We start from the raw sequence: 24174 nt of genomic DNA on the forward strand, positions 1-24174 counted from the left end.
AGTGCAACACTCTTAGAACCGCGGAATGTCGGGGAATGGGAGTCTGTTCTGCGTCACGACCAGGCGTCCCAGCTCGGCGCAGCGGCGCAGCTGGGGGAACACCTTGCCGGGGTTGAGCAGGTGGTCGGGGTCGAAGGCGCATTTCACGCGCATCTGCTGGTCGAGATCGATCTCGGTGAACTGCACACCCATCAGGTCGCGCTTCTCGATGCCGACGCCGTGCTCGCCCGTCAGCACCCCGCCGACCCGCACGCAGAGCCGCAGGATGTCGGCGCCCAGCTCCTCGCAGCGCCTGAGCTCGTCGGGATCATTGGCGTCGAACAGGATCAGCGGATGGAGATTGCCGTCGCCGGCATGAAAGACATTCACGACCCGCAGGCCATATTGCTTGGAGAGCCGGCGCATCTCGGCCAGCACCTCGACCAGCTTGCCGCGCGGCACCGAGCCGTCGAGGCACATGTAATCGGGCGAGATCTGGCCGACGGCCGGGAATGCCGCCTTGCGGCCGGCCCAGAAAAGCACCCGCTCCTGCTCGTCGTGGCTGACGCGGATCGTCGTGGCGCCACGGCCCTTCGCAATATCGGCGACGCGTTCGACCAGATAGTCGACCTCCACCGGCGGCCCGTCGAGTTCGACGATCAGCAGCCCCTCTGCGTCGAGCGGATAGCCCGCGCCGACATAGGCCTCGGCGCACTTGGTTGCGTCTTTGTCCATCATCTCCATGCCGCCGGGGATGATGCCCGAGGCGATGACGGCGGCAACGCAGTCGGCCGCCCCCGCCTCGGTCGGAAAACCCAGCAACACGGCGCGCGCCGTCGAAGGCTTGCGCAGCAGCCGCACGGTGACTTCGGTGACGACACCCAGCAATCCTTCGGAGCCTGTCATCAGGCCGAGCAGATCGTAGCCGCCGGCGTCGAGATGCTTGCCGCCCAGCCGCACGATCTCGCCATTCATCAGCACCATCTCGATGCCGAGCAGGTTGTTGGTGGTGAGGCCGTATTTCAGGCAGTGCACGCCGCCGGAATTCTCCGCGACGTTGCCGCCGATCGAGCAGGCGATCTGCGAACTGGGATCGGGCGCGTAGTAGAAGCCCTCGTGTTCGACCGCCTTGGTGACGCCGAGATTGGTGACGCCGGGCTGCACCCGCGCGCAGCGGTTGGCGTAGTCGATCTCCAGCACGCGATTGAACTTGCCCATCGCGAGCAGGATGCCGTCGCCGATCGGCATCGAGCCGCCGGACAGCGAGGTCCCGCCGCCGCGCGGCACGACCTTGACCTTGTTGTCCTGGCAATAGCGGAGGATCGCGGCGACCTGGGCAGCGGTCTCGGGCAGCACCACGACCATCGGCATCTGGCGATAGGCCGACAGGGCATCGCATTCGTAGGGCCGCATGCCGTCGAGGTCGTCGATCACGCCCTCGCCCGGAACGATGGCCCGCAGCGCGGCGACGATGTCCGAGCGGCGGGCGAGAATGGCGGGATCGAGCGGCGGCATCTCCATGCTTCGCTCATACGCCAAATGAAAAAGCGGCGGAAGCCGAAGCTCCCGCCGCTTTTTTCAGCAAGACGCCGACGCGTCTCAGCCCTGGCGGGCCTTGAAGCGCGGATTGGTCTTGTTGATCACGTAGACACGGCCCTTGCGGCGCACGATGCGGCAGTCCTTGTGACGGAGCTTCACCGACTTGAGAGAATGACGGATCTTCATGGCCCTAACTCAACAAAAAGCCCCGGCCGTGCCGGGGTGAATTCCGAAAGCGGGCGGAAAATACGGATCGGAGGGCTGCCCGTCAACCCATTGATTTTCCACCCAACTTCCCCGAAGCCTTTTTGCCGAAAATCCTGGATTCGTCAATGATTGCAAATACTTGCGGATCTCGCTCCCGATCCACGCCCTTTGCCGCCGAGAATACCCGCGAACACTGCGACGGCGGTTCGCCGGAAACGGCCCGCGCAACGGGGCAACCGGCGGCGGCTACTCTTCCGGCTCGGTGCTGAACTCGAGCGGGTGGCCCGCGCCGCGTGCCATGTCGTTGGCTTCGCTCGCCTTGGATTCGGCGATGTCGCGGGTGTAGGTCGCGACGACGCAGGCACCGCGCTGGTGGGCGGTCATCATCACGGCGTAGGACTGGTCCTCGGTCATGCGGAACACCGCCTTCAGCACGACGACCACGAACTCGCGCGGCGTATAGTCGTCGTTCAACAGGATCACCTTGTAGAGCGGCGGCTGCTTGGTCTTCGTCCGCTCGACCGCCTGCGGCTTGGTGTCGATATCGCTCATCGGCCCCTCCTCGCCCCGTCTCCTCAGTATTCCTCGTCCAGGAAGCGCTGCACCAGCCGGTCGGCCCGGCTCCGGTCGGTGAACTGCAGGTGGCGGGCCAGGTTGCGGGCCGACGAGGCGAGGTAGAAGCGCTCGTACTGCTCGTTGCGGCTGGCCAGGGCACTGCCGGCGAAATCCCAGGCGAGCCGGAAGATGCGGATACGCTCCTCGGCCGCCATGCCCTTGGCGCCCGGCAGGTAGCGGTCGATCAGCGGTCGAAGATCCGGATCCGCAAGTTGGGCCGCGGTCGGCGCGGCCAGGAGATTGTGCGAGCCGATCAGGCGCAGGATCTCGTTCACCCGCGGAAACCAGAGAGGCAGGGTGGCGCGCAAGGCATGCAGCGGGCGGACGCCGCAGGTCCACAGGCCAGACGGCCATTCGCGCGCCTCCGCTTCGGCCGCGACGATGGCCGCACGCGTGAACTCGGCGTATGTCCAGATCTCGCCAATCAGGCGCTGCGTCTCGGGATCGGCTGCGTTGATCGAGGCAGCCATGCGCAGCGCGAGGCCCCAGGCGAAGTCGAGCTTCGTCCAGGCGCGGATCATCGTCTGCTGCATGATGTTGGGCTGCCAGCTCGACGTCATCACCGTGTTGTAGGCGGCGAGATTGCAGTCGATGAACAGCCGGTCGCGCGGCACCTCGACATCGTCGAAGATCACGAAGGCATCCTGCTCGTCGAAGCGGCCCGACAGCGGGAAGTCGAAGCGGTTGTCCGGCGCCGACATCGAATCGCGGCAGAGGAACTTCAGGCCCGGCGTCCCGACGGGAATGCAGAACGACAGCGCATAGTCCTCCGCGCCCTGCGGCAGCGGTGCGCCGGGATAGACCGCGATCTCGTCGGTGAAGGGCGCCAGCGTCGCCAGCACTCGCGCGCCGCGCACGACGATGCCGTGCTCGGTGTCGCCGACCTTGCGCAGGGCATGCTGGTTGCCGGCCGAGGGCGCGTCGCCGGTCGCCTTGTCGACCGTGGGCTGGACGATCGTGTGCGTGAGCGCCACGTCTCCGCGCCGCAGGAATTTCTGGTAGGCGACCAGCCGCTCGACGCCGGCCTCGTTACCGTGCGCACCCCATTCGTCGGGGCGGCCGGCGAATCCCGCATAGGTCACGTTCATGTAGTCGGGAGTACGACCCATCAGACCGACTGAATACTCGGCCACCTGTCGTAACGCCGCATGGCGCCTGGTCAGGTCTTCGCGCGAACGCGGGATCAGATGACTGACCGGTATCGGCTCGCCGGTCTCCGGATCGGGCGCGAGGCAGGTCGCGGCCTCCGCGTGGTGGAGATCATAGACCTCTGCGAGCGCGTGGGCCGCACCGCGCAGCTTGGGATGATCGACGACATCGGCGATCTTCTCGCCGTCGACCCATACATCGCGCTGGCCGCGAAGCCCCTTCAGAAACTGCTCACCCGTCCGTGCCGGCATCGCATCCCTCCGCCCAGGAGGGCGACTGTCACCCCACCGGCATCGTTTCGGCAAGGGGCGGCAGCTTCACGACCTTTTCGTACCAGGCCGCGAGCTTCGGATGACCGGGGCGCCACGGCTCGTTGGCGTAGCGGAAGTCGAGATAGCCCAGCGCACAGCCGATCGCGATCTCCCCGATCGTGGTCAGGTCGCCCAGGGAATCGACCTGCTTCTCCAGCTCGTCGAGCGCGCGCGCGACCTTGCCCTGCTGCAGCGCGATGTAACCCTGACGGCCCTCGTCCTGCGGCAGCGCGATCTCGCGGCGGCGCGGCTGGGTGGCGTCGAGGATGCCGTCGGCCAGCGCCTCCTGGGTGAGCGCCTTCCAGCGGGCCGCGCCCGGCGCAGGGAACAGCTTCGGCGCGCTGCCGATACTGTCGAGATACTCGCAGATCACCGGACTGTCGTAGATCGACATGCCGTCGTCGGTGATCAGCGTCGGCACCTTCGAGAGAGGATTGACCGGCGCCAGTGCGGGATCGGTCGTGCCGATCTTCCAGCGCTCGATCCTGTCGTTGAGCCCGCGCGCGATGGCGCACGCCATCACTTTCCGGACATACGGGCTTGCAGCGGAATAGGCGATCTTCATGGCGGTCCCCCTTGAGATTCGTCGAATCGGCGCGCACGTTATCCCGCATCACCGGAGCAACGCCATGACTTTCCAGACCGAGAAACTCGGCCACCACATGGCCGCGGCGGTGAGCGGCATCGACCTCAACGTGCCCGCCGACGAGGCGACGCAGGCGGCATTGACCGACGTGCTCCACGACAATCTCGTGATCTGCATCCGGGGGCAGAAACTCGACCCGCCGGCGTTCCTCGCAGCGATGTCGAAGTTCGGCATGCCGATGCTGCGCAAGCAGCTTGCCCGCACGGCGGAATGCGCCGAGGTGAACATCATCTCGAGTGAAGACCGCGACGTGCTGGGTGACGGCAAGAAGATCGTGAACGGTGCCAACTGGCACACCGACGACAGCTTCATGCGGGCGCCCTGCTCGCTCACCATGCTCTACGGTGTAGAAGTCCCGTCGCGTGGCGGCGACACGCAGTTCACCAACATGTACGACGCCTACGCGGATCTGCCGGCCGACATGAAGGCCCGCATCGATCCACTGAAGGTGATCCACAAGTACCATTCGAGCCGCAAGCTCAGCCGCATCTCGACCCGGCCGGCCGAGGAGATGGCCGCGATGCCCGAGGCGACGCACCCGCTGGTGCGCACCCATCCGGAGACCGGCCGCAAGTCGCTCTACCTCAACCCGAACCGGATGGAGCAGATCGTCGGCCTCGACCGCGCCGAGAGCGATGCGCTGCTCGACGAACTGATCGCCCATGCGACCCAACCGAAATACGAGTACCGCCATGTCTGGCGGCAGGGCGACATCGTGATCTGGGACAATCGCTGCACGATGCACAAGGCCAACGCCGACTATCCCGAAGGCGAACGGCGGCTGATGCACCGGGTGATCGTGGCGGGCACGGAGCCGTTCTAATTCGTTAGTCGTCGCCCTGATAGACTGACTGCACCGTCACGTATCCCGCCGCGATGTCGGCCGCGAGCGCGGCCTCGGACCGCAGCTTCGGATCGCCATGCCCGCCGCCGCCCGGCGTGCCCAGGGAAACCGTGTCGCCCTTGTTCAGCACATACTGCTTCTTGGGATCCGTCTTCTCGCCGTTGATGCGCAGTTCACCCGGCGCGCCGTCCTTGCCGCCCTCGATGCCGAACGCGGCAAAGATCGTGCGTTCGGCCAGAAAGGAAACGGCGATCGGCGTCTCGCTGCGGCTCTCGATCAGGATCTCCTGCCCAAGCCCGCCGCGATGACGGCCGGCGCCGCCGGAATCGGGACGCAACTTCTTGTGATGGAAACGCAACGGCGCGATGTGCTCGCTGATCTCGATCGAGGTCGAGCTGACGTTGGACGGCCACGACAGGCAGGTCACGCCGTCGCGCTGCGTATTGCCGCCCATGCCGCCGTTGTAGAAGAACATGTTGGCGTAGGGCTTGCCGCCTTCCCGCACGCCCGACTGGTTCATGCCCCACATCGGCGAGCCGCAGGCCGCCATCACGCGGTCCGGCACGATCTGGCCCAGGCAGCCGAACACCAGCATCGGGATGTAATGGCCGATCAGCATGCGCGAACCGCCCGGCGCGGGGAATTGCGGATTGACGATGCAGCCCGGCGGCGCGCTGAGCGTGATCGGCCGCCATGCGCCTTCATTGTTGGGCAGGCTGGAGTTGGTGCAGACCTTCACCCCATACATGCACATCGCGTTCGTGTAGCACATGGCGCAGTTGATCGCCCGGTCGACCTGGGCGTCGGTACCGGCGAAATCGATCAGGATCTCGTCGCCCTTGATGGTGAGCGCCATCCTGATGGTGATCGGCTTGTCCATGATGCCGTCGGTCTTCAGCTCGCTGCGATACGTCCCGTCCGGCAGCTCTCGGATCGCCGCCCGCATCGCCGCCTCGCAGCGTCCCTGGATCTCGCGTGCGAGGTCGGTGAGATCGGGCAGCCCGTAATTCTCCATCAAGACCAGCAGGCGATCTTCCATGAGATCGAGCGCGACGATCTGGGCATAGAGATCGCCCATCGTCTGGTCGGGCGTGCGCACGTTCTTGCGGATCAGCGCGACCAGCGTCTCGTCGGTCTTGCCGGCCGCCATCATCTTCATCGGCGGAATCTGAAGCCCCTCCTCGAAGACCTCGCGCGGCTCGGGGCTGCGGATCTTGCCGCCGATGTCGGGCACGTGCGCTGTCGTCGCGCTGAAGGCGATCAGCCTGCCGTTGCGGAAGATCGGCTTGGCGAGCGTCACGTCGGGCAGATGGCCGGTGCCCAGCCAGATGTCGTTGGTGATCAGCACGTCGCCCGGCGAAAGCTGGTCCTCCGGGAAGTGGCGCAGGAAGTGCTTCACCGTCTCGGGCAGCGTGCCGATGAAGCTCGGGATACTCTCGCTCGCCTGAACCAGCGACTGGCCCGTGGCATCGGTCACGACGCAGGAGAAGTCGTAGCTCTCACGCACCAGGGTCGAGAAGGAGGTGCGCACCATCGCTGCGGCAGCCTCGTCGACCAGCGAGATCAGCCGCCGCCACAGCAGTTCGAGTTCGATGGCATCGAAGGTGCGTGACATCAGTTTGCCTCCGCCAGGATGGAGCCGTCGGGCAGCAGCCGCGCCGTGGCGTTCGGCCCGACGATGAAGGTGCTTTCGTTTTCCTCGAACACGGCGGGCCCGTCGATGCTGACGCCCGGTTCGAGGGCATAACGATCCCACACACGGGTCGGCAGCGTCTTGCCTTCATCGGGAAAGAACACCGGCCGCGTGCCCTTGAGCGCGTTGTCCGAGGCATGGCGCGGCAGTTCGAGCTCGCCGCCGGTGCCGGGCATCGGCGCGCTGACCGAGAGGCGCAGCGCCACGAACTGGATGGCGGCGCCGGGCGGCACGCGCGCAAACAGCGCCTTGTAGGCTGCCTCGAAGGCCACCTTCACCGCCCCTTCGGTCAGCTCCGGCGGCAGCACGACGGTGATCTCGCTGCCCTGCCCGATGTACCGCATGTCGGCCAGGCGCCGCACGGTCCGGCCGGCCACGTCGGCGCCGGTGAGATGCAGCAGGTCGAGCGATTCCTTTTCGAGACCGGCGAAGATGCGTCCCGCCGCGGCGAGGTCGGCGCCGGCCAGCGCCGTGGTGAAGCTCGCCACGCGATCGACGCGCGCCGGCGCCATCAGCATGCCGATGGTGCTGCCTGCACCGGCCCCCGGTGGACACACGACGCGACTGACGCCGAGCTTGCGCGCGACGTGCCAGGCATGGACAGGCCCCGCGCCGCCGGTCGCCAGCAGCGCATATTCGGACGGCACGCGACCGCGCTCGGCGATCGCCACGCGCGCAGCGCCGGCCATGTTCTCGTTGACGACGTCGTGGACGCCGAAGGCCGCCCGGCCCGGCTCGACGCCCAGCGCGCCCGCCAGCTTGCCGAACGCGGCGCTGGTCGCCACGGCGTCGATCTTCATCGCGCCGCCCAGGAAGAAGTCGGCGTTGAGATAGCCCAGGGTCAGGTCGGCGTCCGTCACCGTGGCTTCGGTGCCGCCGCGGCCGTAGCAGGCCGGGCCCGGCTGGGCGCCACTGCTCTCCGGGCCGACATTCAGCGTGCCGAGGTCGCTTCGATGCGCGATCGAGCCGCCGCCGGCGCCGATCTCGATCAGTTCGACGGTGGCGATCTGGATCGGCAGGCCGGAGCCGCGCAGGAAGCGCTTCTCGCGCGCCGCCTCGAAGCCCCATGCGACCAGCGGTTCACCGTCGTCGACCAGCGCCAGCTTGGCGGTCGTCCCGCCCATGTCGAAGGCGAGCACGCGTTCGAGGCCGGCATTTCGTCCGAACCAGGCACCGGCCAGCGCGCCCGCGGCCGGACCGCTCTCGAGCAACTGCACCGGCGCGCGCTTGGCCTCGCTCACATGGGTAAGACCGCCATTGGACAGCATGAGGAACAGGCCGCCGGGAATTCCCTCGGTGCGCAATGCCTGTTCCAGGCGTTCGAGATAGATCTCGGCCAGCGGCCGCACATAGGCATTGGCCACCGTCGTGCTGGCCCGCGGATATTCGCGGATTTCCGGAGCGATGTCTGAGGAGAGCGAGATCGACAGGTTCTGGAAGCGCTCGGCAACGGCCGCGCCGATCGCGCGCTCGTGCGCGGCGTTGGCATAGGAATGAAGAAAGCAGATGGCGAGGCTTTCGACGCCCTGCTCCACGAGGTGAGCCACTTCGGCGAGCGCCGCATCGACGTCCAGCGCGACCTCGACCGTGCCGTCCGGCGCCAGCCGTTCCTTCGCCTCGCGGCGCCATGGTCGCGGCACCAGCGGCTTCGGCATCTCGATGAAAAGGTCGTAGAGCTCGTACTTGCGCTCGCGCGCGATCTCCAGCGCGTCGCCGAAGCCGGCCGTGGTGAGCAGGCCGGTCTTCGCGCCCTTGCGTTCGATCAGCGCGTTGGTGAACAGCGTCGTGGCATGCACGACGCGGCCGATGTCCTGCGGCTTGGCGCCTGCCTTCTCAAGCACCCGCCGGGTGCCTTCGAGCGCCCCGCGGGCGGGATCGTCGGGTGTCGTACTTTCCTTCCAGATGACGGCCCGGCCGGTGCGTGGATCGTGGATGACGAGGTCGGTGAATGTTCCCCCGATGTCGATGCCGAGGGAAAGCGGCGCACTCATTACACGTCCTTTGCTATTCGGCCTTCACATTGCCTTGCTTGGCGACCTTCGCCCAGCGCTCGCGGTCCTTGATGATGTAGGCGGCGAAAGCATCGGGCCCCTGCCCGATTGGCTCAAGCCCCTGCTTGGCCAGCGTTTCGCCATTCTTGGGGTCGGCAATCGCATCCATGAAGAGCTTCGCGAGCCCGCTCCTGATCTCCGCCGGCAGGCCCGCCGGTCCCATGAGCCCGAACCAGTTGTTGATGTCGAGCGCCGGAATGTCCTTGGTCAGCAGCGGCAGTTCGGGCGCGAGCGCGGTGGGCTTGGCCGAAGCCAGCGCCAGCACGCGGACCTTGCCGCCGCGCGCCTGCCCGATCAGTTCCGACACGTTGCCGAAGAACAAGTCGACATTGCCCGCCGCCACGTCGGCGATGGCCGGCGCGCCCCCGCGATAGGGAACGTGGATCAGCTTCAGCCCGCCCGCCTCGGCCGCCAGGAACTCCGCGCCAAGCTGGTTGGTCGAGCCGAGCCCCGTCGAGGCGTAGCTCACTTTGCCGGGATTGGCCTTTGCATAGGCCACGAACTCCGGGATGGTCGTGAACGGTGCATCCATGCGCACGATCAGCGCCATCGGCACACCGACCAGATTGCAGATCGGGGTCAGCTCCTTGTCGAGATCGAGCGGAATCTGCGACCCGGGCACCACCGGACCGACCGCGAGCTGCCCCATGATGCCGATGCCCACCGTGTAGCCGTCGGCCGGCGCCTGGGCCACGGCCTTCAGGGCGATGAATCCGCCGGCGCCGGTCTTGTTCTCGACGATGACGGTGTAACCATGCTGGCGCTGTATGGTCTCGGCCGCGATGCGGGCGGCCAGATCCGCCGTTCCGCCTGGCGCATAGCCCACAAGGATCTTGATCGGCTGTTTCGGGACCCATTGCTGGGCGCGCGCCGACGCAGCGGCAAACATCAACGGAGCAGCAAACAGGTTTCGACGCAGCATGACACCCCCTCATCCCCACTGCCGAGCGTCAGGCAAGGTGCATGCCGGGTCAAGGCGCGGCGCTTGAGATGATGCGGTCTTCGGGTAGTCTCCGCGCGCATGCCTCTCGCCCAACCCGCCGCCGATGTCTGGACGCTGGTCGCCGACGTCGCCGGACAAACGCCCGACGCTCCGGCCCTGACTCATGGAGGCCGGACGGTTTCGTTCCTGGAACTGACCGAGAGCGCGCGCCGCGCCGCCCAGGGCCTCGCGGACCTCGGCGTCGGACCGGGCGATCGCGTGGCGCTGTGGTTGCCCAACGTACCGGCCTACCCGATCCTCTATCTCGCCTGCATTAGGCTCGGCGCCATCGCCGTTGCCGTGAACACCCGCTATCGCGCGGTCGAGGTCGCCGACATCGTGGGCCGTTCGGGGGCCAAGGTGCTGGCCTGCGCCCCGGGCTTCCGGCGCATCGACTTCCTGTCGATCCTCGCCGACATCGAACCGGACGCGCTCGACAGGCTTGCGGCCATCGTGACCGTGGGCGACGAACCCGCTTCTGTGCCGTCCGCCATAGCACGGCTGCGACGCGTGCCCTACGAGCGCCTGCTGTCGCGTCCGCGGCTCGGCCTGAACAACGCGCGGGCCAGCGCTCCCTGCAACATTTTCACGACCTCGGGCACGACCAGCGCGCCCAAGTTCGTGCTGCATCGCCAGGGCGCGATCGCCAGCCATGCCCAGCAGGTCGCCCGCGCCTTCGGCTTCACCGCGCCGGACACGCTGTCGCTGTCGATCCTGCCCTTGTGCGGCGTCTATGGCTTCGACCAGACGATGGCGACCCTCGCTGCGGGCAAGCCCTGCGTGCTGGTGGAATCCTATGAGATCGACGAGATCGCCCGCCTGATCGCTGATCACCGCCCGACCACCCTGTTCGGCAGCGACGACCTGTACGCGCGCCTGCTCGACGCGGTGCCGGGCGATCGTCCGTTCCCCTCGGTGAAGTGGGCGGGCTACGCCGCGTTCAATGCCTCGCTCGACGACATCGCTGAAACCGCCGAGAAGCGCGGCCTGCGTCTCTGCGGTCTCTATGGCATGAGCGAGGTACAGGCCCTCTACTCCCTGCAGCCGATCGACTCCGACGTCGCGCATCGCAAGAAGGGCGGCGGCGTTCCCACCTCGCCGCTCGGCCATGTCCGCGTGCGCGATCCGGAAACGGGCGAACTACTGGGCGTCGGACAGCCGGGGATGCTGGAATGCGCCGGTCCTTCCCTGATGGTCGGCTACTACGGAAACGACGCGGCGACGGCCGAGACCGTGACCGCCGACGGCTATGTCCGGACAGGCGATCTCGCCGAACTCGACGGGCGTGGCGGCTTCACGTTCCTCAGCCGGATGGGAGACGTGCTGCGGCTCTCGGGCTTCCTCGTCAATCCGCTCGAGATCGAGACCCATCTGCAGAAGTTGCCTTCCATCGCCGGGTGCCAGGCGATCGCGGTGCCGCGTCCCGACGGCGTCCGCGCGGTCGCCTTCGTGATCCTCTCCCCGGGGGCGACGCTCGACGAAGCCGCCGCCATCGCGCACTGCCGGCAGGGCCTCGCCAACTACAAGGTGCCGGTGCGGGTGTTCGCGGTCGACGACTTCCCCAGGACACCCTCGGCCAACGGCTTCAAGATCCAGCGCGCACGGCTGCGCGACATGGCGCTCGAACGGCTGTAGCCGGCGGCCGGCGACGCTCCCGCTCGAAGGCGCGTTTGCCGGGGCGACGGGAAATGCGATGCTCGCCGCCCTGAAAGGGAGAGAAGCGATGACCAAGCGCAAGAGCGTCAACTATCCCGGCTACAGCCACCAGAATCCGATCCCTAATGCGAGCCGCATCGGCAACATCGTGATGTCGAGCATCATGAACGGCACCGAGCCCGGCACCCGCACGGTCCCACCCGACCTCGCCACCCAGGTCACCAATATCTTCAAGCACATCCGGCTTTGCATCGAGGCGGCCGGCGGCACGCCCGACGACATCATCAAGGTGAACTTCTGGATGAAGCAGCCCTCGACGGGCCGCGCGGCGCTGAACGACGAGTGGGTGAAGATGTTTCCCGATGAGGCCTCGCGTCCCGCCCGCCACACGCTTCAGCTCTCGGGCGACAGCCCGCACCACGTGACCTGCGACTTCACCGCGGTGATCGGCGGGTAACGGCTCGGACGCGCCCTCGAGCCAAGCCTGCCTCGAGTTGAGGTTCAGCGGCCTGTTCCGCGAAATCCGCCGGCGAGCAGGAAGGCCCGCACGCCGGCGTCGTTGCTCAGGCCCGCCGCTTTCCTTGCCGATGTCCAGGCCGCATCCTCGTCGCCCGACAACCATGAGACGCGGGCACGCGCAGCCCAATATGGCTGGTAGCGGCCCACATTCGGGATCTCGTCGAGTTGCGCCAGTGCGGCGGCGGAATCGCCGTTCTCGGCGTGAGCGACCGCGCGGGCGACCAGTACACCCGTTGTCGGCGCAAATCGGGCAAGGGCGTCGTAGAGGCATACCAGCGGCTCGGCGAAACGTTCGCCGGTCATGCGCTGGTGGGCATGAAGCGACTGGATTGCGGCTTCGGTCTGGAACCGGCCCGGTGTGGCCAAGCGCGCAGCGGACCGAAGATGGGTCTCCGCTTCCTCGATCATGCTTCGCGACCACACCGTCATGTCCTGATCGTGGAGCGGCACGAACGCGCCTTCTGCTGAGCGGCGGGCGGCGCTGCGCGCCTGGCAGTGGAGCATGAGCGAGAGCAGCCCCATGACCTCCGGATCCTCCGGCAAGAGCTGACGGAGCAGCCGGGCGAGCCAGATCGCTTCGGCAGCAAGGTTCCGAAGCTTGCTGTCGGCACCGGTCACATCCTCCCAGGCGGTGCCATAGGCGGCGTAGATGGCCGACAGTACGGAAGCGATCCGCGCCGGCACCTCACCGGAATCGGGAATGGAAAAGGCGATCCCGGCATCGCGGATCTTCCGCTTGGCGCGCACGAGCCGTTGGCTCATCGTAGCTGCGGACACGAGAAAGCTCGCAGCGATCCGCTCGGCATCGAGTCCGAGAACGGTCTGCAGCATGAGCGGAGCCTGGGCCTCGCTGTCGATCGCGGGGTGGGCACAGACGAACATCAGCGCCAACCGATCGTCTCCGAAGGAATCGGGCCGAACCTCGTCGCGTTCCTCGTCCAGCATGCGCAGCACGTTCTCGGCCGCCGCCGCCGTCCGGCGCCGCCCCTCGGCATGACCGACGCTGCGGCGCGCGACCGTCATCAGCCAGCCCACCGGGTTCGCGGGCACGCCGTCGCGAGGCCATTGCGCAAGCGCGGCGGCGAAGGCGTCGGCCAGTGCGTCCTCGGCCGCGGCGATGTCGCGCGTGCGCGAAGCGAGAATCGCCACGAGCTTGCCGTACGAGGATCGCGCCGCGGCCTCCGCTTCGCGGGCGGCGGCGCGGCGCTCCCCATCCATCAGGCGGCGGGCGGCAGCATCACCGGACGGATCTCCACGGACCCGGCCGAGACGCATGGCGCACGCGCCGCCCATTCGAGCGCAGCGTCGAGGTCTGGAACGTCGAGAATGATGTAGCCGCCGAGAATTTCCTTGGTGTCGGCAAACGGTCCATCGACCACGTGGCGCTTGCCGTTCTCGACGCGGATCGTCGTGCTGACTTCGGGCGGCTGGAGGCCATTGCCGCTGACCATCGCGCCGCTTTGGGCAATGGCCTGCATGTAGGCGGTCCAGCCGCCCCAATAGGCGTCCGCCCGCGCCGGATCGGTACGCTTGCCGAGCTCGGCGGCCGTCTCGTTGAACAGAAGCATGTAATGCATCGGAACATTCCCTTTCGATTCAGGGCCGGAGATGCTTCTCCGGCCGAGCGACGATTGGCGCTCGGGAGTATGTGCGTCGGCCCCGCTCGATTTCGACAGCTCGCCCCCGAAAATCTGCTTCGGCGGATGTCGCCTCCGCCATGGCCCCGTTGGACGGGACGGCCGGAAGGGCGCCGGAGGACAAGGGCTCCTTCAGGAAAAGGCAAATGCCCGGCGGGCCGGAAAGTCCAGCGCCCGAAAGAAGGGGTCAGCGTCCTGGCAACCGGAGAGCGGCAACCGACGATCCGACGAAAACCTGCGGCTGCGAGGGCGTACGGATGCCCATGCTCTTCTCCAGCGACTGGACACAGGCCCGCGTCGCCTGGGCGAGCTGACTCCAGGTCGAGGCTCCGTCGAACTGCTGCAGCAGGCACTGGTCGTAGTAGGTGAACTGGTCGCCGGCCCCGCAGCCGAAGCTCACGCGGTCGGCCGCGGCGGCGGTCAGCACCACCCGGTTGGGCTGTCGCATGGCCGACGTCAAGAAGACGCCGCTGTGGCAGGCCGAGACGACCACGACCGTCGGCAGCGTGCCGCAGCCGGCATCCAGCGCACTGTCGAGCGTGCCCGGCCGGATCACGCCGTTGGCCAGACGCAAGACGACGCCGGTTTCGTTGCCATGGCTGGTGATGAAGGCGAGGCAGGCCCCCGCCCCGCCGGCACCGCGCAGGGCGTTCGAGACGTTCGCCGCACTGGCGACCTGGGCAGAGGGATTGCGGCCAGGATCGGAGGTCAGGATCCTGATGTCACGGACGCCACGCGCCGAGAGCTTGTCGCGCAGCGCGTCTATTCCGTTGTCGAACGAAGGACTGTCGTTGTCGCCGGCGATCAGGACGGCATGCCAGCGCGCCGCCGGGATGCCGTCGGGCGCCGCTGCGAGGGCGGTGGCGCGACCTGCCGGAGGAGCCGAGCCGGAGTCCGGCGTGCAGGCGCCAAGCACGGCCAGCAACGCGACGAGGGCAACGACGCGAACCAACATGACCTTCCTGCTCCCGCTTTCCGGATACTCAGTCCTGCAGCCTGGCACCGACGACCCGCAGCACCATCTCTGTGTAGAGCTTCGCCATCTGCTCCTCCGCAAGGTCGCCGCCCGGACCGTACCACATCGAGACATGGGTACATTGGTCGAGCAGCGCCATGGCGATCGCCTTCAGGTCGTGCTTGCCGTCGACGCGAGGCGGATCGAACACGCCGCTCTCAACCCCGCGGGTGAGAATGGTCACGACGATGTCGCGGATGGCGCGGCGACTGCGACGGATGTCGGACACGCGCGCCGCGTCGAGCCAGCCGATCTCGCGGTTGGCAACCAGCGCCTCGATCCTCAGCCGGCAATGCCGCACCACGTACACGCGCACGAAGGCCGCGAGCTGCGCCCGCGGATCCGCGCCCGCCCCCTTGACCGCCTCCTGACACAGCCGCTCCAGTTCGCCCTGGGTCGAGGCGATGATGTCGTGCAGCAGCTCGTCCTTGGACTTGAAGTGATTGTACAGGGCGCCCTGCGTGAGGCCGCAGGCCTTCATGATGTCGCGCACGGTGACGACCGGATAGCCGCGCTCGGCGAACTGGGCGAAAGCGGCGGCGCGAATGGCCTCGACCGGCGGCCGCGCTTCGCGCTCCGTCGCCTCCGGCAGTCCCTCCCCGGCACCGACGGTCTTGCGCTTGCTCATCGTGATGCTCCGCCCATGTTGGCGACGATGGACCAGGCGAGATCGGCCGCGGGCTTCACCAACTTGCCGGACTCCGCGGCCCGCACGTTCGACGCCGTGCCGTCGAGCGACCGCGCATAGACGCCCTGCCGGATGCATGACACCCGGAAGAGATTGTAGGCCATGTAGAATTCCCAGAGAGCCGGCTCGGGAACGGCGCGGCCGGCGAGCGTGCTGTAGTAGTTCACCATCTCCGCCTCGGTCGGCAGGCCGAGTTCGCCGAGGTCGTGCCCCAGCAGGCCGTTCCAGTCCCTGGGCGTACGCCAGAGCATGCAGAGATAGGCAAGTTCGGCCAGCGGGTCGCCGAGGGTCGAAATCTCCCAGTCGATGATTCCCAGCACACGCGGCTCGCTGGCATGGAAGATCATGTTGTCGAGGCGGAAATCACCGTGCACCAGCACGGTCTCGTCGTTTGCCGGCAGGTTGGCCGGCAGCCATTCGAACAGCCGGTCCATCGACTCGATCTTCTCGGTTTCCGACGCCTTGTACTGCTTGCCCCAGCGCGAAATCTGCCGGGCGACGTAGCTGCCGGGGCGGCCGAAATCGGCCAGGCCCAGCGCGGCGTAATCGACCAGATGAAGCCGGGCGAGCGCCTCGAACTTGGCGCGATAGATGGCCAGGCGCCCTTCCCGGGGCACGTCCGGCAGGGTCGGATCCCACAGCACCCGGCCGTCGCAATACTCCATGATGTAGAAAGGCGTACCGACGATGCTCGCGTCCTCGCTCAGCGCATAGGCGCGAGGAGTCGGCACGTTCGTGCGGTTGAGGGCGGAGATGACCCGGAACTCGCGATCCACGGCGTGGGCGGAGGGCAGCAGCTTGCCCGGCGGCTTGCGCCGCAGGACATAGCGTCGGCCGGCCCCGTCGGTCAGCCGGTAGGTCGGGTTGGATTGCCCGCCCCTGAACTGCTCGACCGTCAGCGGCGGCGTGAAGCCCTCGACATTGGCGGCCATGAACCTCGCGAGCGGCTGCTCGTCGAACCGGTGCTTTTCCTGCACCGCCATCGTGCCGATGAAATCGTCGCCCCGCCGTGCCACCCGAATAGCCTCCTGAACGAGCGTTTACCTTGGCCGGGAGTTTGCTCGGACGCCGGAGTACACGCAACATCGACCAACGGGGAACACGAACACTTGGAAGCGCTGCTTTCGACCTACCCGCCAGCCGCCTGGGCCGTGCTGCTGGCCACTGGCGTCCTTATCGGGCTGCTCGCGGGATTGCTGGGCGTTGGCGGCGGGATCGTCGCCGTGCCCGTCCTTCTCGAGGTGTTCACCCTGAACGACATCGCCGAACCGCTGGCGGTACCATTGGCGGTCGGCACCGCCCAGGCAAGCATTCTCGTCGCCTCCGTCACCGCCGCCGGAGCCCACTGGCGGGCAGGTACGATCGACCCCGATCTCGTTCGATCCTGGCTTCCGGCCCTGATGCTCGGCGCAGTGATCGGGCTGGCACTCGGGCCTCTCGCGCCGACGAAAGTGTTGACCACCCTGTTCGCCGTGGTCGCGGCCGGGCTCGCCCTCAAGATGGCGGCCGGAGACCGCCTCATTATTGGGCAGCGGCAACCGGGCCCTCCCTTTTCGCACATCCCGCCGGCGGTGGCCGGAGGCCTGGCGGCGGCCGTCGGTGTGGGCGGCGGCACCTTGAGTACACCGATCCTGACGCTCTTCTCATTTTCCATCAAACGCGCGATCGGCGCCGGAGCGCTATTCAATCTGGTGATTGCCGCTCCGGCGACGATCGTGTTCCTGCTGATGGATCGGCATACGCAGGGCCGTCCCTTCGATGCGCTGGGCGATGTCTCGTTGTTCTGCGTTGCGACGCTGTCGCTGCCCGCGCTCTTTGTCGCGCCGATGGCCGCCCGGTGGTCCGCAAGGGCGCCCGTCGCTTTGCTTCGGCGCTTGTTCGCCGCTTGTCTCGCCCTAATCGCAGTCCGTCTGCTTCTGCGATAGTGCACTTATCACTTGTAATGCACTTGGCACTTGGGCAAAGCGGCCGAATTGTGTTTAGCTGTTGGCGGTCCGGGGGTTCGGACCCAATAGCACAGTGAAGGCGGCGCGTTTCTGGGGAGGCATCGTTGAATCGATTCCTGAGCAAGGACTTCTTGTCCGGGCTGATGTTCATCGGCTTTGGACTGATTGCCCTGTATTTCGGGCAAAAACTCGCACTCGGCACACCGGTTCGCATGGGACCGGGTTATGTACCACGCATGCTTTCCCTGACGCTGATCGGCCTGGGAGCGCTGGTTTGCATCATCGCGATCGTGAGCGGCAGCGAGCCGGTCGAGCGACCGAAATGGAAGCCGATCACCCTGGTGACGCTTGGCATCGTCTGCTTCGCCCTGCTCTTCGAGCGCGCCGGACTGATCCCCGCCCTCGTCGTGCTGATCATGATCGCCTCGCTGGCCGGCGAGGAGTTCAAGCTCACCGAGGTCATCGGCAACATCGTCGTCCTCTCCGTGCTGTGCACGCTCGTCTTCAAGGTCGGGCTCGGCATGAACATCTACATCCTGCGCGGAGTCTGGTGAGATGGAACTGCTCGACAATCTCTCGCTGGGCTTCAGCGTCGCCTTCACCTTCCAGAACCTGACCTACGCGCTGCTGGGCTGTCTGCTCGGCACGCTGATCGGCGTTCTGCCCGGCATCGGCCCGGTGGCCACCATCGCCATGCTGCTGCCGATCACCTTCCACCTGCCGCCGACCGCCTCGCTGATCATGCTCGCCGGCATCTACTACGGCGCTGCCTATGGCGGTTCGACGACGTCGATCCTGGTCAACCTGCCGGGCGAGGCGTCGTCGGTCGTCACCTGTCTCGACGGCTACCAGATGGCTCGAAACGGGCGTGCCGGTGCGGCGCTCTCGATCTCCGCCGTCGGCTCGTTCTTCGCCGGCACCGTCGGCACGCTCATCATCGTGCTCTTCGCCGAGCCGCTGACGCGAATGGCGCAGAAGTTCGGCCCGGCCGACTATTGCTCGCTGATGGCGCTCGGCCTCGTCGCGGCGGTTATCCTGGCCAGCGGTTCGGTGACCAAGGCGATCGCGATGGTGTTCCTCGGCCTGCTGTTCGGTCTGGTGGGCACCGACGTCAACACCGGCGCCCAGCGCTTCACCTTCGACATTCCGGAGCTGAGCGACGGCATCGACTTCGCGCCGATCGCCATGGGCCTGTTCGGCATCGCCGAGATCGTGGTGAACCTCGAACGGCATCTCACCCGAACCGGCGGCACCATCAAGGTGACGTCGTTGTGGCCGACGATGGACGAGGTCCGGCGGGCCGTCCCCGCGGCCCTGCGCGGTACCCTTCTCGGCTCGGCGCTCGGCGTTCTGCCGGGCGGCGGTCCGACCCTGGGTGCCTTCTCGGCCTACACGCTCGAGAAGAAGATCTCGAAGAACCCCGGCCAGTTCGGCAAAGGTGCGGTCGAAGGCGTCGCCGCGCCCGAGGCGGCCAACAATGCCGCCGCCCAGACCTCGTTCATCCCGATGCTGACGCTGGGCATTCCGTCCAACGCCGTCATGGCGCTGATGGTCGGCGCCATGATCATCCAGGGCATCCAGCCGGGGCCCGAGGTCATGACCAAAAAGCCGGACCTGTTCTGGGGCATGATCGCCTCGATGTGGATCGGCAATGCCATGCTGGTCATCATCAACCTGCCGATGATCGGCATCTGGGTGAAGCTGTTGACGGTGCCATACCGCTTCCTGGCGCCGGCCATCCTGCTCTTCTGCTGCATCGGCGCCTACAGCCTGCAGAACAGTACCTTCCACGTTATGCAGGTCGCGGTCTTCGGCATCCTGGGCTACGTCTTCGTGAAGCTGGGTTGCGAGGGTGCGCCGTTCCTGCTGGGTCTGGTTCTCGGACCGCAGATGGAAGAATACTTCCGGCGCGCCATGCTGCTCTCGCGCGGCGATCCCATGGTGTTCCTGCAGCGGCCGATCAGCCTTGGACTGCTCGTCACGACGGCGCTCCTGCTCCTCCTGATGGCCTTGCCCAGCTTCAAAAAGGCGCGCAAGGAAGCATTCGTGGAAGAGTGAGGGCTGACGCCCTCCTCCAAGAATCCGGAGGAAGACCATGTCGGACCTGCCCAAGCGAGTGACGATCAACGAGGAGGGTCCTCGCGAGGGCTTCCAGTCCGAGAAGAAGATGATCCCGGTGGCCGACAAGGTCCGCCTCATCGAGGCGCTTGCGGACACCGGGTTGAAGCACATCGCTTGCGTCTCGTACGTCAATCCGAAGCGCGTGCCGACGATGGCCGACGCCGAGGAAGTCGCGGCGAAAATCAACCTCAAACCCGGCGTGCAATACAGCGCGCTGTGGCTGAACCAGCAGGGCCTCGAGCGCGCGCTCCGGGGCCCTCTGCATGTCGACGGCGGCGTCCGCGTCACCGCCTCCGACACCTTCTCCCGCAAGAACATCGGCAAGTCGGTCGCCGACGCCATGGTCGAGCAGCGCATGTCGCTCAAGACCTTCAAGGATCGCGGCATGCCCGTTGAGTGGGGCACCATCCTGGGCGCGTTCGGCTGCAACTACGAAGGTGAGCTCTCCACGGACCTCATCCTGCAGCGCGTGCAACTCGCGCTCGACGAGGCCGAACTGGCGGGCTTCAAGCTCAAGGGCATCAAGCTCACCGACGCGATGGGCTGGGCCACGCCCGCCTCCGTCGAGCGGCTGATCGGCGCCGTGCGCTCGAAGTGGCCCGATCTCGAGATCTCGCTCCATCTCCACGACACGCGTGGCACTGGCGCCGCGGCGGCCTATGCCGGCCTGCGCATGGGCGTGACCAAATTCGACGCCTCAGTTGCCGGGCTGGGAGGCTGCCCCTTTGCCGCGACCGACGGCGCGGCCGGCAACATCTGCACCGAGGACTTCGCCTTCATGTGCGAGGAAATGGGTGTCGAGACCGGCCTCGATATCGAGCGCCTGATCGACGTCGCGAAGCTCGCCGAGGAAATCGTCGGCCGTCCCCTGCCCGGCCATCTCATGCGCGGCGGCACGCTGAATGCCGCCCGACGCAAGGTCGCCGCATGAACGCCGAGACGCTGGCGGGCACGGTCCCCGACTCGACCTATGTCGACGTCAGGGATGTGCCGTGGCAGCCGACGCGCTTCCCGGGAATCGAGTGGAAGATCCTGATGGAGCAGAAGGAGACCGGGCTCTCGACGGTTCTGATGCGCTGGGCACCCGGCGCCCGCCTGCCGCAGCACGAGCACGTGGCGATCGAGCAGACCTACGTGCTCGAAGGGTCCTTCGCCGATCACGCGGGCGTCTGCCGCGCCGGCAACTATGTCTGGCGACGAGCGGGCAGTCGCCATGAGGCCTGGACCGACGAGGGCTGCCTGATGCTGGCGGTCTTCCTGAAGCCCAACACCTTCTTCGACTGAGTGCGGACCGCCGGCTTTCCCGGCGGCCGACACGAATAGAACCGCCCGGCGACCTCTGCTAATGCTCCGTCGCAGCCGGCCCGTTCATGGCCGGCGCGAGGGAGGATAGGGTCACATGTCAGGCGTTCTCGAAGGCATCCGCGTACTCGATTTCGGCCGCTACATCGCAGGTCCGTTCTGCGGCACCATGCTGGCCGACCTGGGCGCCGAGGTGATCCGCGTCGAGAAGCTCGAGGGCAGCGAGGATCGCTGGGTGACCCCGGTCGTCGAGGGTGGCGAAGGCGCGATGTTCCTCCAGATGGGCCGCAACAAGCTCGGCCTCACCCTCAACCCGATGAAGCCCGAGGGCCGGGAGATCGTGAAGAAGCTGGTCGCCACGGCGGACGTGGTGATCGCCAACCTTCCCTACGAAGACCTGCAGAAGATGGGCATCGACTACGAGACCATCTCGGCCATCAATCCGCGCATCATCCTGGCGACGACCTCGACCTTCGGTTCGGAGGGTCCATACAAAACCCGCGTCGGCTTCGACACGATCGGCCAGGCGATGTCCGGCGCGATGTACCTCTCAGGCGACGGCGAGACGCCGACGCGCATGAACGCGCCCTTCGTCGACTTCGGAACGGCCCTCCTCAACACAGTGGGCGTGCTCGCGGCCCTGATGGATCGGGCGAAGAGTGGCAAGGGCCAGAAGGTCGAGACCGCCCTGCTGCGCACGGCCATCAACATCACCAACGGCCATCTGATCGAGCAGGCGATGCTCGACCTGAACCGCATCGCCACCCTCAACAGGGGCTTCACCGCGGGCCCGTCCGACACCTTCAAGTGCAAGGACGGCTGGATCTACGCCATGACCATTGGCCAGCCGCTGTTCGTGCGCTGGTGTAAGCTGATGGGCGACGAGACGCTGGCGGCCGATCCGCGCTTCAAGGACGATCTGGCCCGCGGGGACAACGGTGAGGCGCTGTCGGCCATCATGCAGAAGTGGTGCGACACGCGCACGGTCGCCGAGGCGCTGGCCGCGCTGGAGGCCAACCGCATTCCGGCCGGCCCGGTCTACACCCCGCAGCAGACGCTGGACGACAAGCACGTCCAGGAAGCGAAGTTCTTCCATCCGATGGAGTATCCGGGCGCCAAAATGGCCGTCCCCGTGCTACAGGAGCCGGTTAAGCTCTCCCGCACGCCCCTGACCATCCGCCGCCGGGCGCCCCAGCTCGGCGAGCACACGGAACAAATCTTGCAGGAACTGGGGTACGATAAGGCCGTTATCGCCAAGCTTAAGGCCGATCGGGTCGTCTGACAGGGCATCCGTCGGCCGCGCCGTGCGTATAAGGACCAGGAGTCACCCGATGAAACGCCGACTGATCCTTGCATTGATGCTCATGGGCTGCGGCTCGGCCGCCGCCCAGGCCACCGCCGACTTCCCCTATGGCCAGAGCCATGTTTTCGCCGCATTCCGAAATGGCGAGCGTATCGGCACGCACACGCTCACCTTCCAGCAGAACGGCGACAAGCGTACGGTCACGACCTCGATCGATTTCGCGGTCAAGGCGCTCGGCCTCACGATGTATCGCTACATGCATCGCGGCCAGGAGGTCTGGAACGGCAATACCTTCGAATCGATCGCCACCCAGACCGACGACAATGGCACCAAGTACACGCTCAAGGCGCGCAAGGACGGGACGGGCGTGGCGGTCGTGCGCGAAGGCAGCCTGCCCAAGCTGACGGCGAGCGACGTCGGCTTCCAGCAGGGAACGCCGAACCAGGCGACGCTGCCGCCGACCACCCTTCCCTCGACGCACTGGAACCTTAACCAGGTCAAGCAGTCCGCGATGCTCAACTCGCAGAACGGCACCTTGGCCAAGGTCCAGATCACCCCGCGGGGACGCGAGACGATCAAGACAGCGAACGGCACGCTGGAAGCCACCCGGTACACCTACACCGGGGACGTCCAGATGGATCAGTGGTTCGACGACCGCGGCCGCTGGGTGAAGTCCGCTTTCAAGGCTTCCGACGGATCGACGATCGAGTACATACTGCAGGAATGATCCCTGCAGATTGTTTCGCAAGACTTCCCGAACTCCTCGCCGGCGATGCCGACCTTGTGAGACGCGGCCGCTGGCTCGACGTGGAGTGCCGTATCGAGATCGGGTCTGAGCCATTCCACCTCAGCCTTCGCCAGGGCGCGCTTGCCGCGCTGGAGCGGGGTCCACGGCTGATGAAATCGACGTCCTTCACCGTTCGCGGCACCGATGAGGCTTGGCGCAGGCACTGGCGTCGCATGCCCGAACCGGGGTGGCACGACCTGTTCGCCCTCACCAAGCGCGGCGCCGCCTCGATGGAAGGCGACCTGCGCCCCCTTCTGCAGAACCTACAGTTTTTCAAGGACCTGCTGGCCCTGCCCCGCCGTCTGCCGGAGACCAACTGATGGCGCCCGTTCTCGATCCCATGATCGGCCGCTACGTGCGGCTCGACATCGACGGCACGCCGCATCGTATTTACTTCGAGGAAGCCGGACAGGGCATTCCCCTCGTCTGCCTGCACACGGCCGGCGCCGACAATCGCCAGTTCCGCCATCTGCTGGCCGACCCCGAGATCACGAGCCGCTATCGCGTGCTGGCCTTCGACCTGCCTTGGCACGGCAAGTCGACGCCGCCCGATGGCTGGGAGAAGACCGAGTACCGGCTGACCACGGCTTCCTACACCGCCGCCATCCGGGCTTTCTGTCAGGCCATGGAGTTGGAAAAGCCGGTGGTGATGGGCTGCTCGATCGGCGGCCGCATCGTGCTCAATCTCGCCATCGCCCATGCCGCCGAGTTCCGTGCCTTGGTGGCGCTTGAGGCGGCCGACTTCCAGCAGCCCTGGTACGACACGTCGTGGCTGCATCGCCCCGACGTCCATGGTGGCGAGGTCTGCGCCGCGCTCATCTCGGGGCTGATCGCGCCGCAGAGCCCGCCGGTGAGCCGCCACGAGACGCTCTGGATGTACATGCAGGGCGGCCCCGGCATCTTCAAGGGCGATCTCTACTTCTATCGCGTCGACGGCGACCTGCGGGAGAAGGTCAAGACGATCGACACCGGCATCTGCCCGCTCTACCTGCTGACTGGCGAGTACGACTTCTCCTGCACGGCCGAGGATACGCTGCGAACCGCAGCGCAGATCCCGGGTGCCCAGGTCCAGGTGATGAAGGAACTCGGCCATTTCCCGATGAGCGAGAATCCGGCGAAGTTCAGTGAATACATCCTGCCGGTGCTGGAGAAGATCGCGACGGGCTCAGGACGATAGAGAATCC

At 66.7% G+C, this 24174-nt stretch carries 25 protein-coding genes; 12 read left to right on the forward strand and 13 right to left on the reverse strand.

Annotation, left to right across the window (positions count from 1 at the left end):
- Positions 1-12 precede the first annotated feature (12 nt).
- From LJ725_RS22770 to LJ725_RS22790, 5 genes are all read right to left on the reverse strand, one after another.
- The gene (locus LJ725_RS22770; RefSeq protein WP_230553245.1) at positions 13-1500 is read right to left on the reverse strand and encodes an FAD-linked oxidase C-terminal domain-containing protein; all 1488 of its coding nucleotides are present in this window, start codon (positions 1498-1500) and stop codon (positions 13-15) included.
- Positions 1501-1578: 78 nt separating this feature from the next.
- The gene (ykgO, locus tag LJ725_RS22775; protein WP_068191747.1) at positions 1579-1704 is read right to left on the reverse strand and encodes a type B 50S ribosomal protein L36; all 126 of its coding nucleotides are present in this window, start codon (positions 1702-1704) and stop codon (positions 1579-1581) included.
- Between the two features lie 267 nt (positions 1705-1971).
- Complete coding sequence (gene clpS, locus LJ725_RS22780; protein WP_230553246.1) at positions 1972-2277, reverse strand: ATP-dependent Clp protease adapter ClpS; 306 nt, start codon at positions 2275-2277, stop codon at positions 1972-1974.
- A 23-nt stretch (positions 2278-2300) separates the two neighbouring features.
- Positions 2301-3740 (reverse strand): 4-hydroxyphenylacetate 3-hydroxylase family protein, encoded by a 1440-nt coding sequence (locus LJ725_RS22785; RefSeq protein WP_230553247.1) that lies wholly within the window; start codon positions 3738-3740, stop codon positions 2301-2303.
- Between the two features lie 28 nt (positions 3741-3768).
- A complete protein-coding gene (locus LJ725_RS22790) occupies positions 3769-4365 on the reverse strand; it encodes a glutathione S-transferase N-terminal domain-containing protein (RefSeq protein ID WP_230553248.1) in 597 nt (198 codons plus the stop codon).
- Positions 4366-4429: 64 nt separating this feature from the next.
- Between LJ725_RS22790 and LJ725_RS22795 the strand changes: the two genes are divergently transcribed.
- Positions 4430-5269, forward strand: coding sequence for a TauD/TfdA dioxygenase family protein (locus LJ725_RS22795; protein WP_230553249.1), 840 nt, complete (start codon positions 4430-4432; stop codon positions 5267-5269).
- Between the two features lie 4 nt (positions 5270-5273).
- Here the strand turns inward: LJ725_RS22795 and LJ725_RS22800 are convergent, their stop codons facing one another.
- From LJ725_RS22800 to LJ725_RS22810, 3 genes are read right to left on the reverse strand one after another with little or no spacing between them, the layout of a single operon-like run.
- A complete protein-coding gene (locus LJ725_RS22800; RefSeq protein WP_230553250.1) occupies positions 5274-6905 on the reverse strand; it encodes a hydantoinase B/oxoprolinase family protein in 1632 nt (543 codons plus the stop codon).
- Positions 6905-8974 carry a hydantoinase/oxoprolinase family protein gene (locus tag LJ725_RS22805; RefSeq protein WP_230553251.1) on the reverse strand — a complete coding sequence of 690 codons (2070 nt, stop codon included), beginning with the start codon at positions 8972-8974 and terminating at the stop codon, positions 6905-6907. Before LJ725_RS22805 ends, LJ725_RS22800 begins: the two co-directional genes overlap by 1 nt.
- 13 nt (positions 8975-8987) lie before the next feature.
- A complete protein-coding gene (locus LJ725_RS22810) occupies positions 8988-9956 on the reverse strand; it encodes a Bug family tripartite tricarboxylate transporter substrate binding protein (protein WP_230553252.1) in 969 nt (322 codons plus the stop codon).
- 99 nt (positions 9957-10055) lie between these two features.
- On the opposite strand from LJ725_RS22810, the gene LJ725_RS22815 reads away from it, so the two are divergent.
- Together LJ725_RS22815 and LJ725_RS22820 are read left to right on the forward strand one after the other, a co-directional pair.
- The gene (locus LJ725_RS22815; protein WP_230553253.1) at positions 10056-11651 is read left to right on the forward strand and encodes an AMP-binding protein; all 1596 of its coding nucleotides are present in this window, start codon (positions 10056-10058) and stop codon (positions 11649-11651) included.
- 88 nt (positions 11652-11739) lie between these two features.
- Positions 11740-12129, forward strand: coding sequence for a RidA family protein (locus LJ725_RS22820; protein ID WP_230553254.1), 390 nt, complete (start codon positions 11740-11742; stop codon positions 12127-12129).
- A 44-nt stretch (positions 12130-12173) separates the two neighbouring features.
- Here LJ725_RS22820 and LJ725_RS22825 read toward each other — a convergent pair whose 3' ends face one another.
- The 5 genes from LJ725_RS22825 to LJ725_RS22845 form a co-directional block, all read right to left on the reverse strand.
- A complete protein-coding gene (locus LJ725_RS22825) occupies positions 12174-13466 on the reverse strand; it encodes an RNA polymerase sigma factor (RefSeq protein ID WP_230553255.1) in 1293 nt (430 codons plus the stop codon).
- A complete protein-coding gene (locus tag LJ725_RS22830; RefSeq protein ID WP_230553256.1) occupies positions 13409-13768 on the reverse strand; it encodes a YciI family protein in 360 nt (119 codons plus the stop codon). Before LJ725_RS22830 ends, LJ725_RS22825 begins: the two co-directional genes overlap by 58 nt.
- A 247-nt stretch (positions 13769-14015) precedes the next feature.
- Positions 14016-14783, reverse strand: coding sequence for a C13 family peptidase (locus LJ725_RS22835; RefSeq protein WP_230553257.1), 768 nt, complete (start codon positions 14781-14783; stop codon positions 14016-14018).
- A 28-nt stretch (positions 14784-14811) separates the two neighbouring features.
- Positions 14812-15471, reverse strand: a complete 660-nt coding sequence (locus LJ725_RS22840; RefSeq protein WP_230553258.1) for a TetR/AcrR family transcriptional regulator — start codon at positions 15469-15471, stop codon at positions 14812-14814.
- Positions 15468-16514 (reverse strand): phosphotransferase, encoded by a 1047-nt coding sequence (locus LJ725_RS22845; protein ID WP_230553324.1) that lies wholly within the window; start codon positions 16512-16514, stop codon positions 15468-15470. The genes LJ725_RS22840 and LJ725_RS22845 overlap by 4 nt, the downstream gene beginning before the upstream one ends.
- Before the next feature lie 126 nt (positions 16515-16640).
- Between LJ725_RS22845 and LJ725_RS22850 the strand changes: the two genes are divergently transcribed.
- The 9 genes from LJ725_RS22850 (at position 16641) to LJ725_RS22890 (ending at position 24167) form a co-directional block, all read left to right on the forward strand.
- Positions 16641-17456 (forward strand): sulfite exporter TauE/SafE family protein, encoded by an 816-nt coding sequence (locus LJ725_RS22850; protein ID WP_230553259.1) that lies wholly within the window; start codon positions 16641-16643, stop codon positions 17454-17456.
- Between the two features lie 125 nt (positions 17457-17581).
- Entirely contained in the window at positions 17582-18031 is a 450-nt protein-coding gene (locus LJ725_RS22855) for a tripartite tricarboxylate transporter TctB family protein (RefSeq protein WP_230553260.1), read from the forward strand.
- A 1-nt stretch (position 18032) separates the two neighbouring features.
- Complete coding sequence (locus LJ725_RS22860) at positions 18033-19535, forward strand: tripartite tricarboxylate transporter permease (RefSeq protein ID WP_230553261.1); 1503 nt, start codon at positions 18033-18035, stop codon at positions 19533-19535.
- 37 nt (positions 19536-19572) lie between these two features.
- On the forward strand, positions 19573-20529 hold the full coding sequence (locus tag LJ725_RS22865; protein WP_230553262.1) for a hydroxymethylglutaryl-CoA lyase: 957 nt from the start codon (positions 19573-19575) through the stop codon (positions 20527-20529).
- Positions 20526-20882 (forward strand): cupin domain-containing protein, encoded by a 357-nt coding sequence (locus LJ725_RS22870; protein WP_230553263.1) that lies wholly within the window; start codon positions 20526-20528, stop codon positions 20880-20882. The genes LJ725_RS22865 and LJ725_RS22870 overlap by 4 nt, the downstream gene beginning before the upstream one ends.
- Before the next feature lie 115 nt (positions 20883-20997).
- Positions 20998-22182 (forward strand): CaiB/BaiF CoA transferase family protein, encoded by a 1185-nt coding sequence (locus tag LJ725_RS22875; protein ID WP_230553264.1) that lies wholly within the window; start codon positions 20998-21000, stop codon positions 22180-22182.
- Between the two features lie 49 nt (positions 22183-22231).
- Positions 22232-22930, forward strand: a complete 699-nt coding sequence (locus LJ725_RS22880; RefSeq protein ID WP_230553265.1) for a DUF6134 family protein — start codon at positions 22232-22234, stop codon at positions 22928-22930.
- 170 nt (positions 22931-23100) lie between these two features.
- The gene (locus LJ725_RS22885; RefSeq protein ID WP_230553266.1) at positions 23101-23310 is read left to right on the forward strand and encodes a hypothetical protein; all 210 of its coding nucleotides are present in this window, start codon (positions 23101-23103) and stop codon (positions 23308-23310) included.
- Complete coding sequence (locus LJ725_RS22890) at positions 23310-24167, forward strand: alpha/beta fold hydrolase (RefSeq protein WP_230553267.1); 858 nt, start codon at positions 23310-23312, stop codon at positions 24165-24167. The genes LJ725_RS22885 and LJ725_RS22890 overlap by 1 nt, the downstream gene beginning before the upstream one ends.
- Positions 24168-24174 lie beyond the last annotated feature (7 nt).

Source organism: Reyranella aquatilis, from assembly GCF_020880995.1.
Taxonomy (GTDB): Bacteria; Pseudomonadota; Alphaproteobacteria; order Reyranellales; family Reyranellaceae; genus Reyranella; species Reyranella aquatilis.

Coding starts and splice junctions, on each gene's coding strand:
- LJ725_RS22845 (WP_230553324.1), bottom strand. CDS start 16,514: ATGGCGGTGCAGGAAAAGCACCGGTTCGACGAGCAGCCGCTCGCGAGG.
- LJ725_RS22805 (WP_230553251.1), bottom strand. CDS start 8,974: ATGAGTGCGCCGCTTTCCCTCGGCATCGACATCGGGGGAACATTCACC.
- LJ725_RS22890 (WP_230553267.1), top strand. CDS start 23,310: ATGGCGCCCGTTCTCGATCCCATGATCGGCCGCTACGTGCGGCTCGAC.
- LJ725_RS22885 (WP_230553266.1), top strand. CDS start 23,101: ATGAAATCGACGTCCTTCACCGTTCGCGGCACCGATGAGGCTTGGCGC.
- LJ725_RS22770 (WP_230553245.1), bottom strand. CDS start 1,500: ATGGAGATGCCGCCGCTCGATCCCGCCATTCTCGCCCGCCGCTCGGAC.
- LJ725_RS22870 (WP_230553263.1), top strand. CDS start 20,526: ATGAACGCCGAGACGCTGGCGGGCACGGTCCCCGACTCGACCTATGTC.
- clpS (WP_230553246.1), bottom strand. CDS start 2,277: ATGAGCGATATCGACACCAAGCCGCAGGCGGTCGAGCGGACGAAGACC.
- ykgO (WP_068191747.1), bottom strand. CDS start 1,704: ATGAAGATCCGTCATTCTCTCAAGTCGGTGAAGCTCCGTCACAAGGAC.
- LJ725_RS22810 (WP_230553252.1), bottom strand. CDS start 9,956: ATGCTGCGTCGAAACCTGTTTGCTGCTCCGTTGATGTTTGCCGCTGCG.
- LJ725_RS22830 (WP_230553256.1), bottom strand. CDS start 13,768: ATGCATTACATGCTTCTGTTCAACGAGACGGCCGCCGAGCTCGGCAAG.
- LJ725_RS22860 (WP_230553261.1), top strand. CDS start 18,033: ATGGAACTGCTCGACAATCTCTCGCTGGGCTTCAGCGTCGCCTTCACC.
- LJ725_RS22825 (WP_230553255.1), bottom strand. CDS start 13,466: ATGCGTCTCGGCCGGGTCCGTGGAGATCCGTCCGGTGATGCTGCCGCC.
- LJ725_RS22865 (WP_230553262.1), top strand. CDS start 19,573: ATGTCGGACCTGCCCAAGCGAGTGACGATCAACGAGGAGGGTCCTCGC.
- LJ725_RS22815 (WP_230553253.1), top strand. CDS start 10,056: ATGCCTCTCGCCCAACCCGCCGCCGATGTCTGGACGCTGGTCGCCGAC.
- LJ725_RS22790 (WP_230553248.1), bottom strand. CDS start 4,365: ATGAAGATCGCCTATTCCGCTGCAAGCCCGTATGTCCGGAAAGTGATG.
- LJ725_RS22785 (WP_230553247.1), bottom strand. CDS start 3,740: ATGCCGGCACGGACGGGTGAGCAGTTTCTGAAGGGGCTTCGCGGCCAG.
- LJ725_RS22820 (WP_230553254.1), top strand. CDS start 11,740: ATGACCAAGCGCAAGAGCGTCAACTATCCCGGCTACAGCCACCAGAAT.
- LJ725_RS22795 (WP_230553249.1), top strand. CDS start 4,430: ATGACTTTCCAGACCGAGAAACTCGGCCACCACATGGCCGCGGCGGTG.
- LJ725_RS22800 (WP_230553250.1), bottom strand. CDS start 6,905: ATGTCACGCACCTTCGATGCCATCGAACTCGAACTGCTGTGGCGGCGG.
- LJ725_RS22840 (WP_230553258.1), bottom strand. CDS start 15,471: ATGAGCAAGCGCAAGACCGTCGGTGCCGGGGAGGGACTGCCGGAGGCG.
- LJ725_RS22835 (WP_230553257.1), bottom strand. CDS start 14,783: ATGTTGGTTCGCGTCGTTGCCCTCGTCGCGTTGCTGGCCGTGCTTGGC.
- LJ725_RS22875 (WP_230553264.1), top strand. CDS start 20,998: ATGTCAGGCGTTCTCGAAGGCATCCGCGTACTCGATTTCGGCCGCTAC.
- LJ725_RS22880 (WP_230553265.1), top strand. CDS start 22,232: ATGAAACGCCGACTGATCCTTGCATTGATGCTCATGGGCTGCGGCTCG.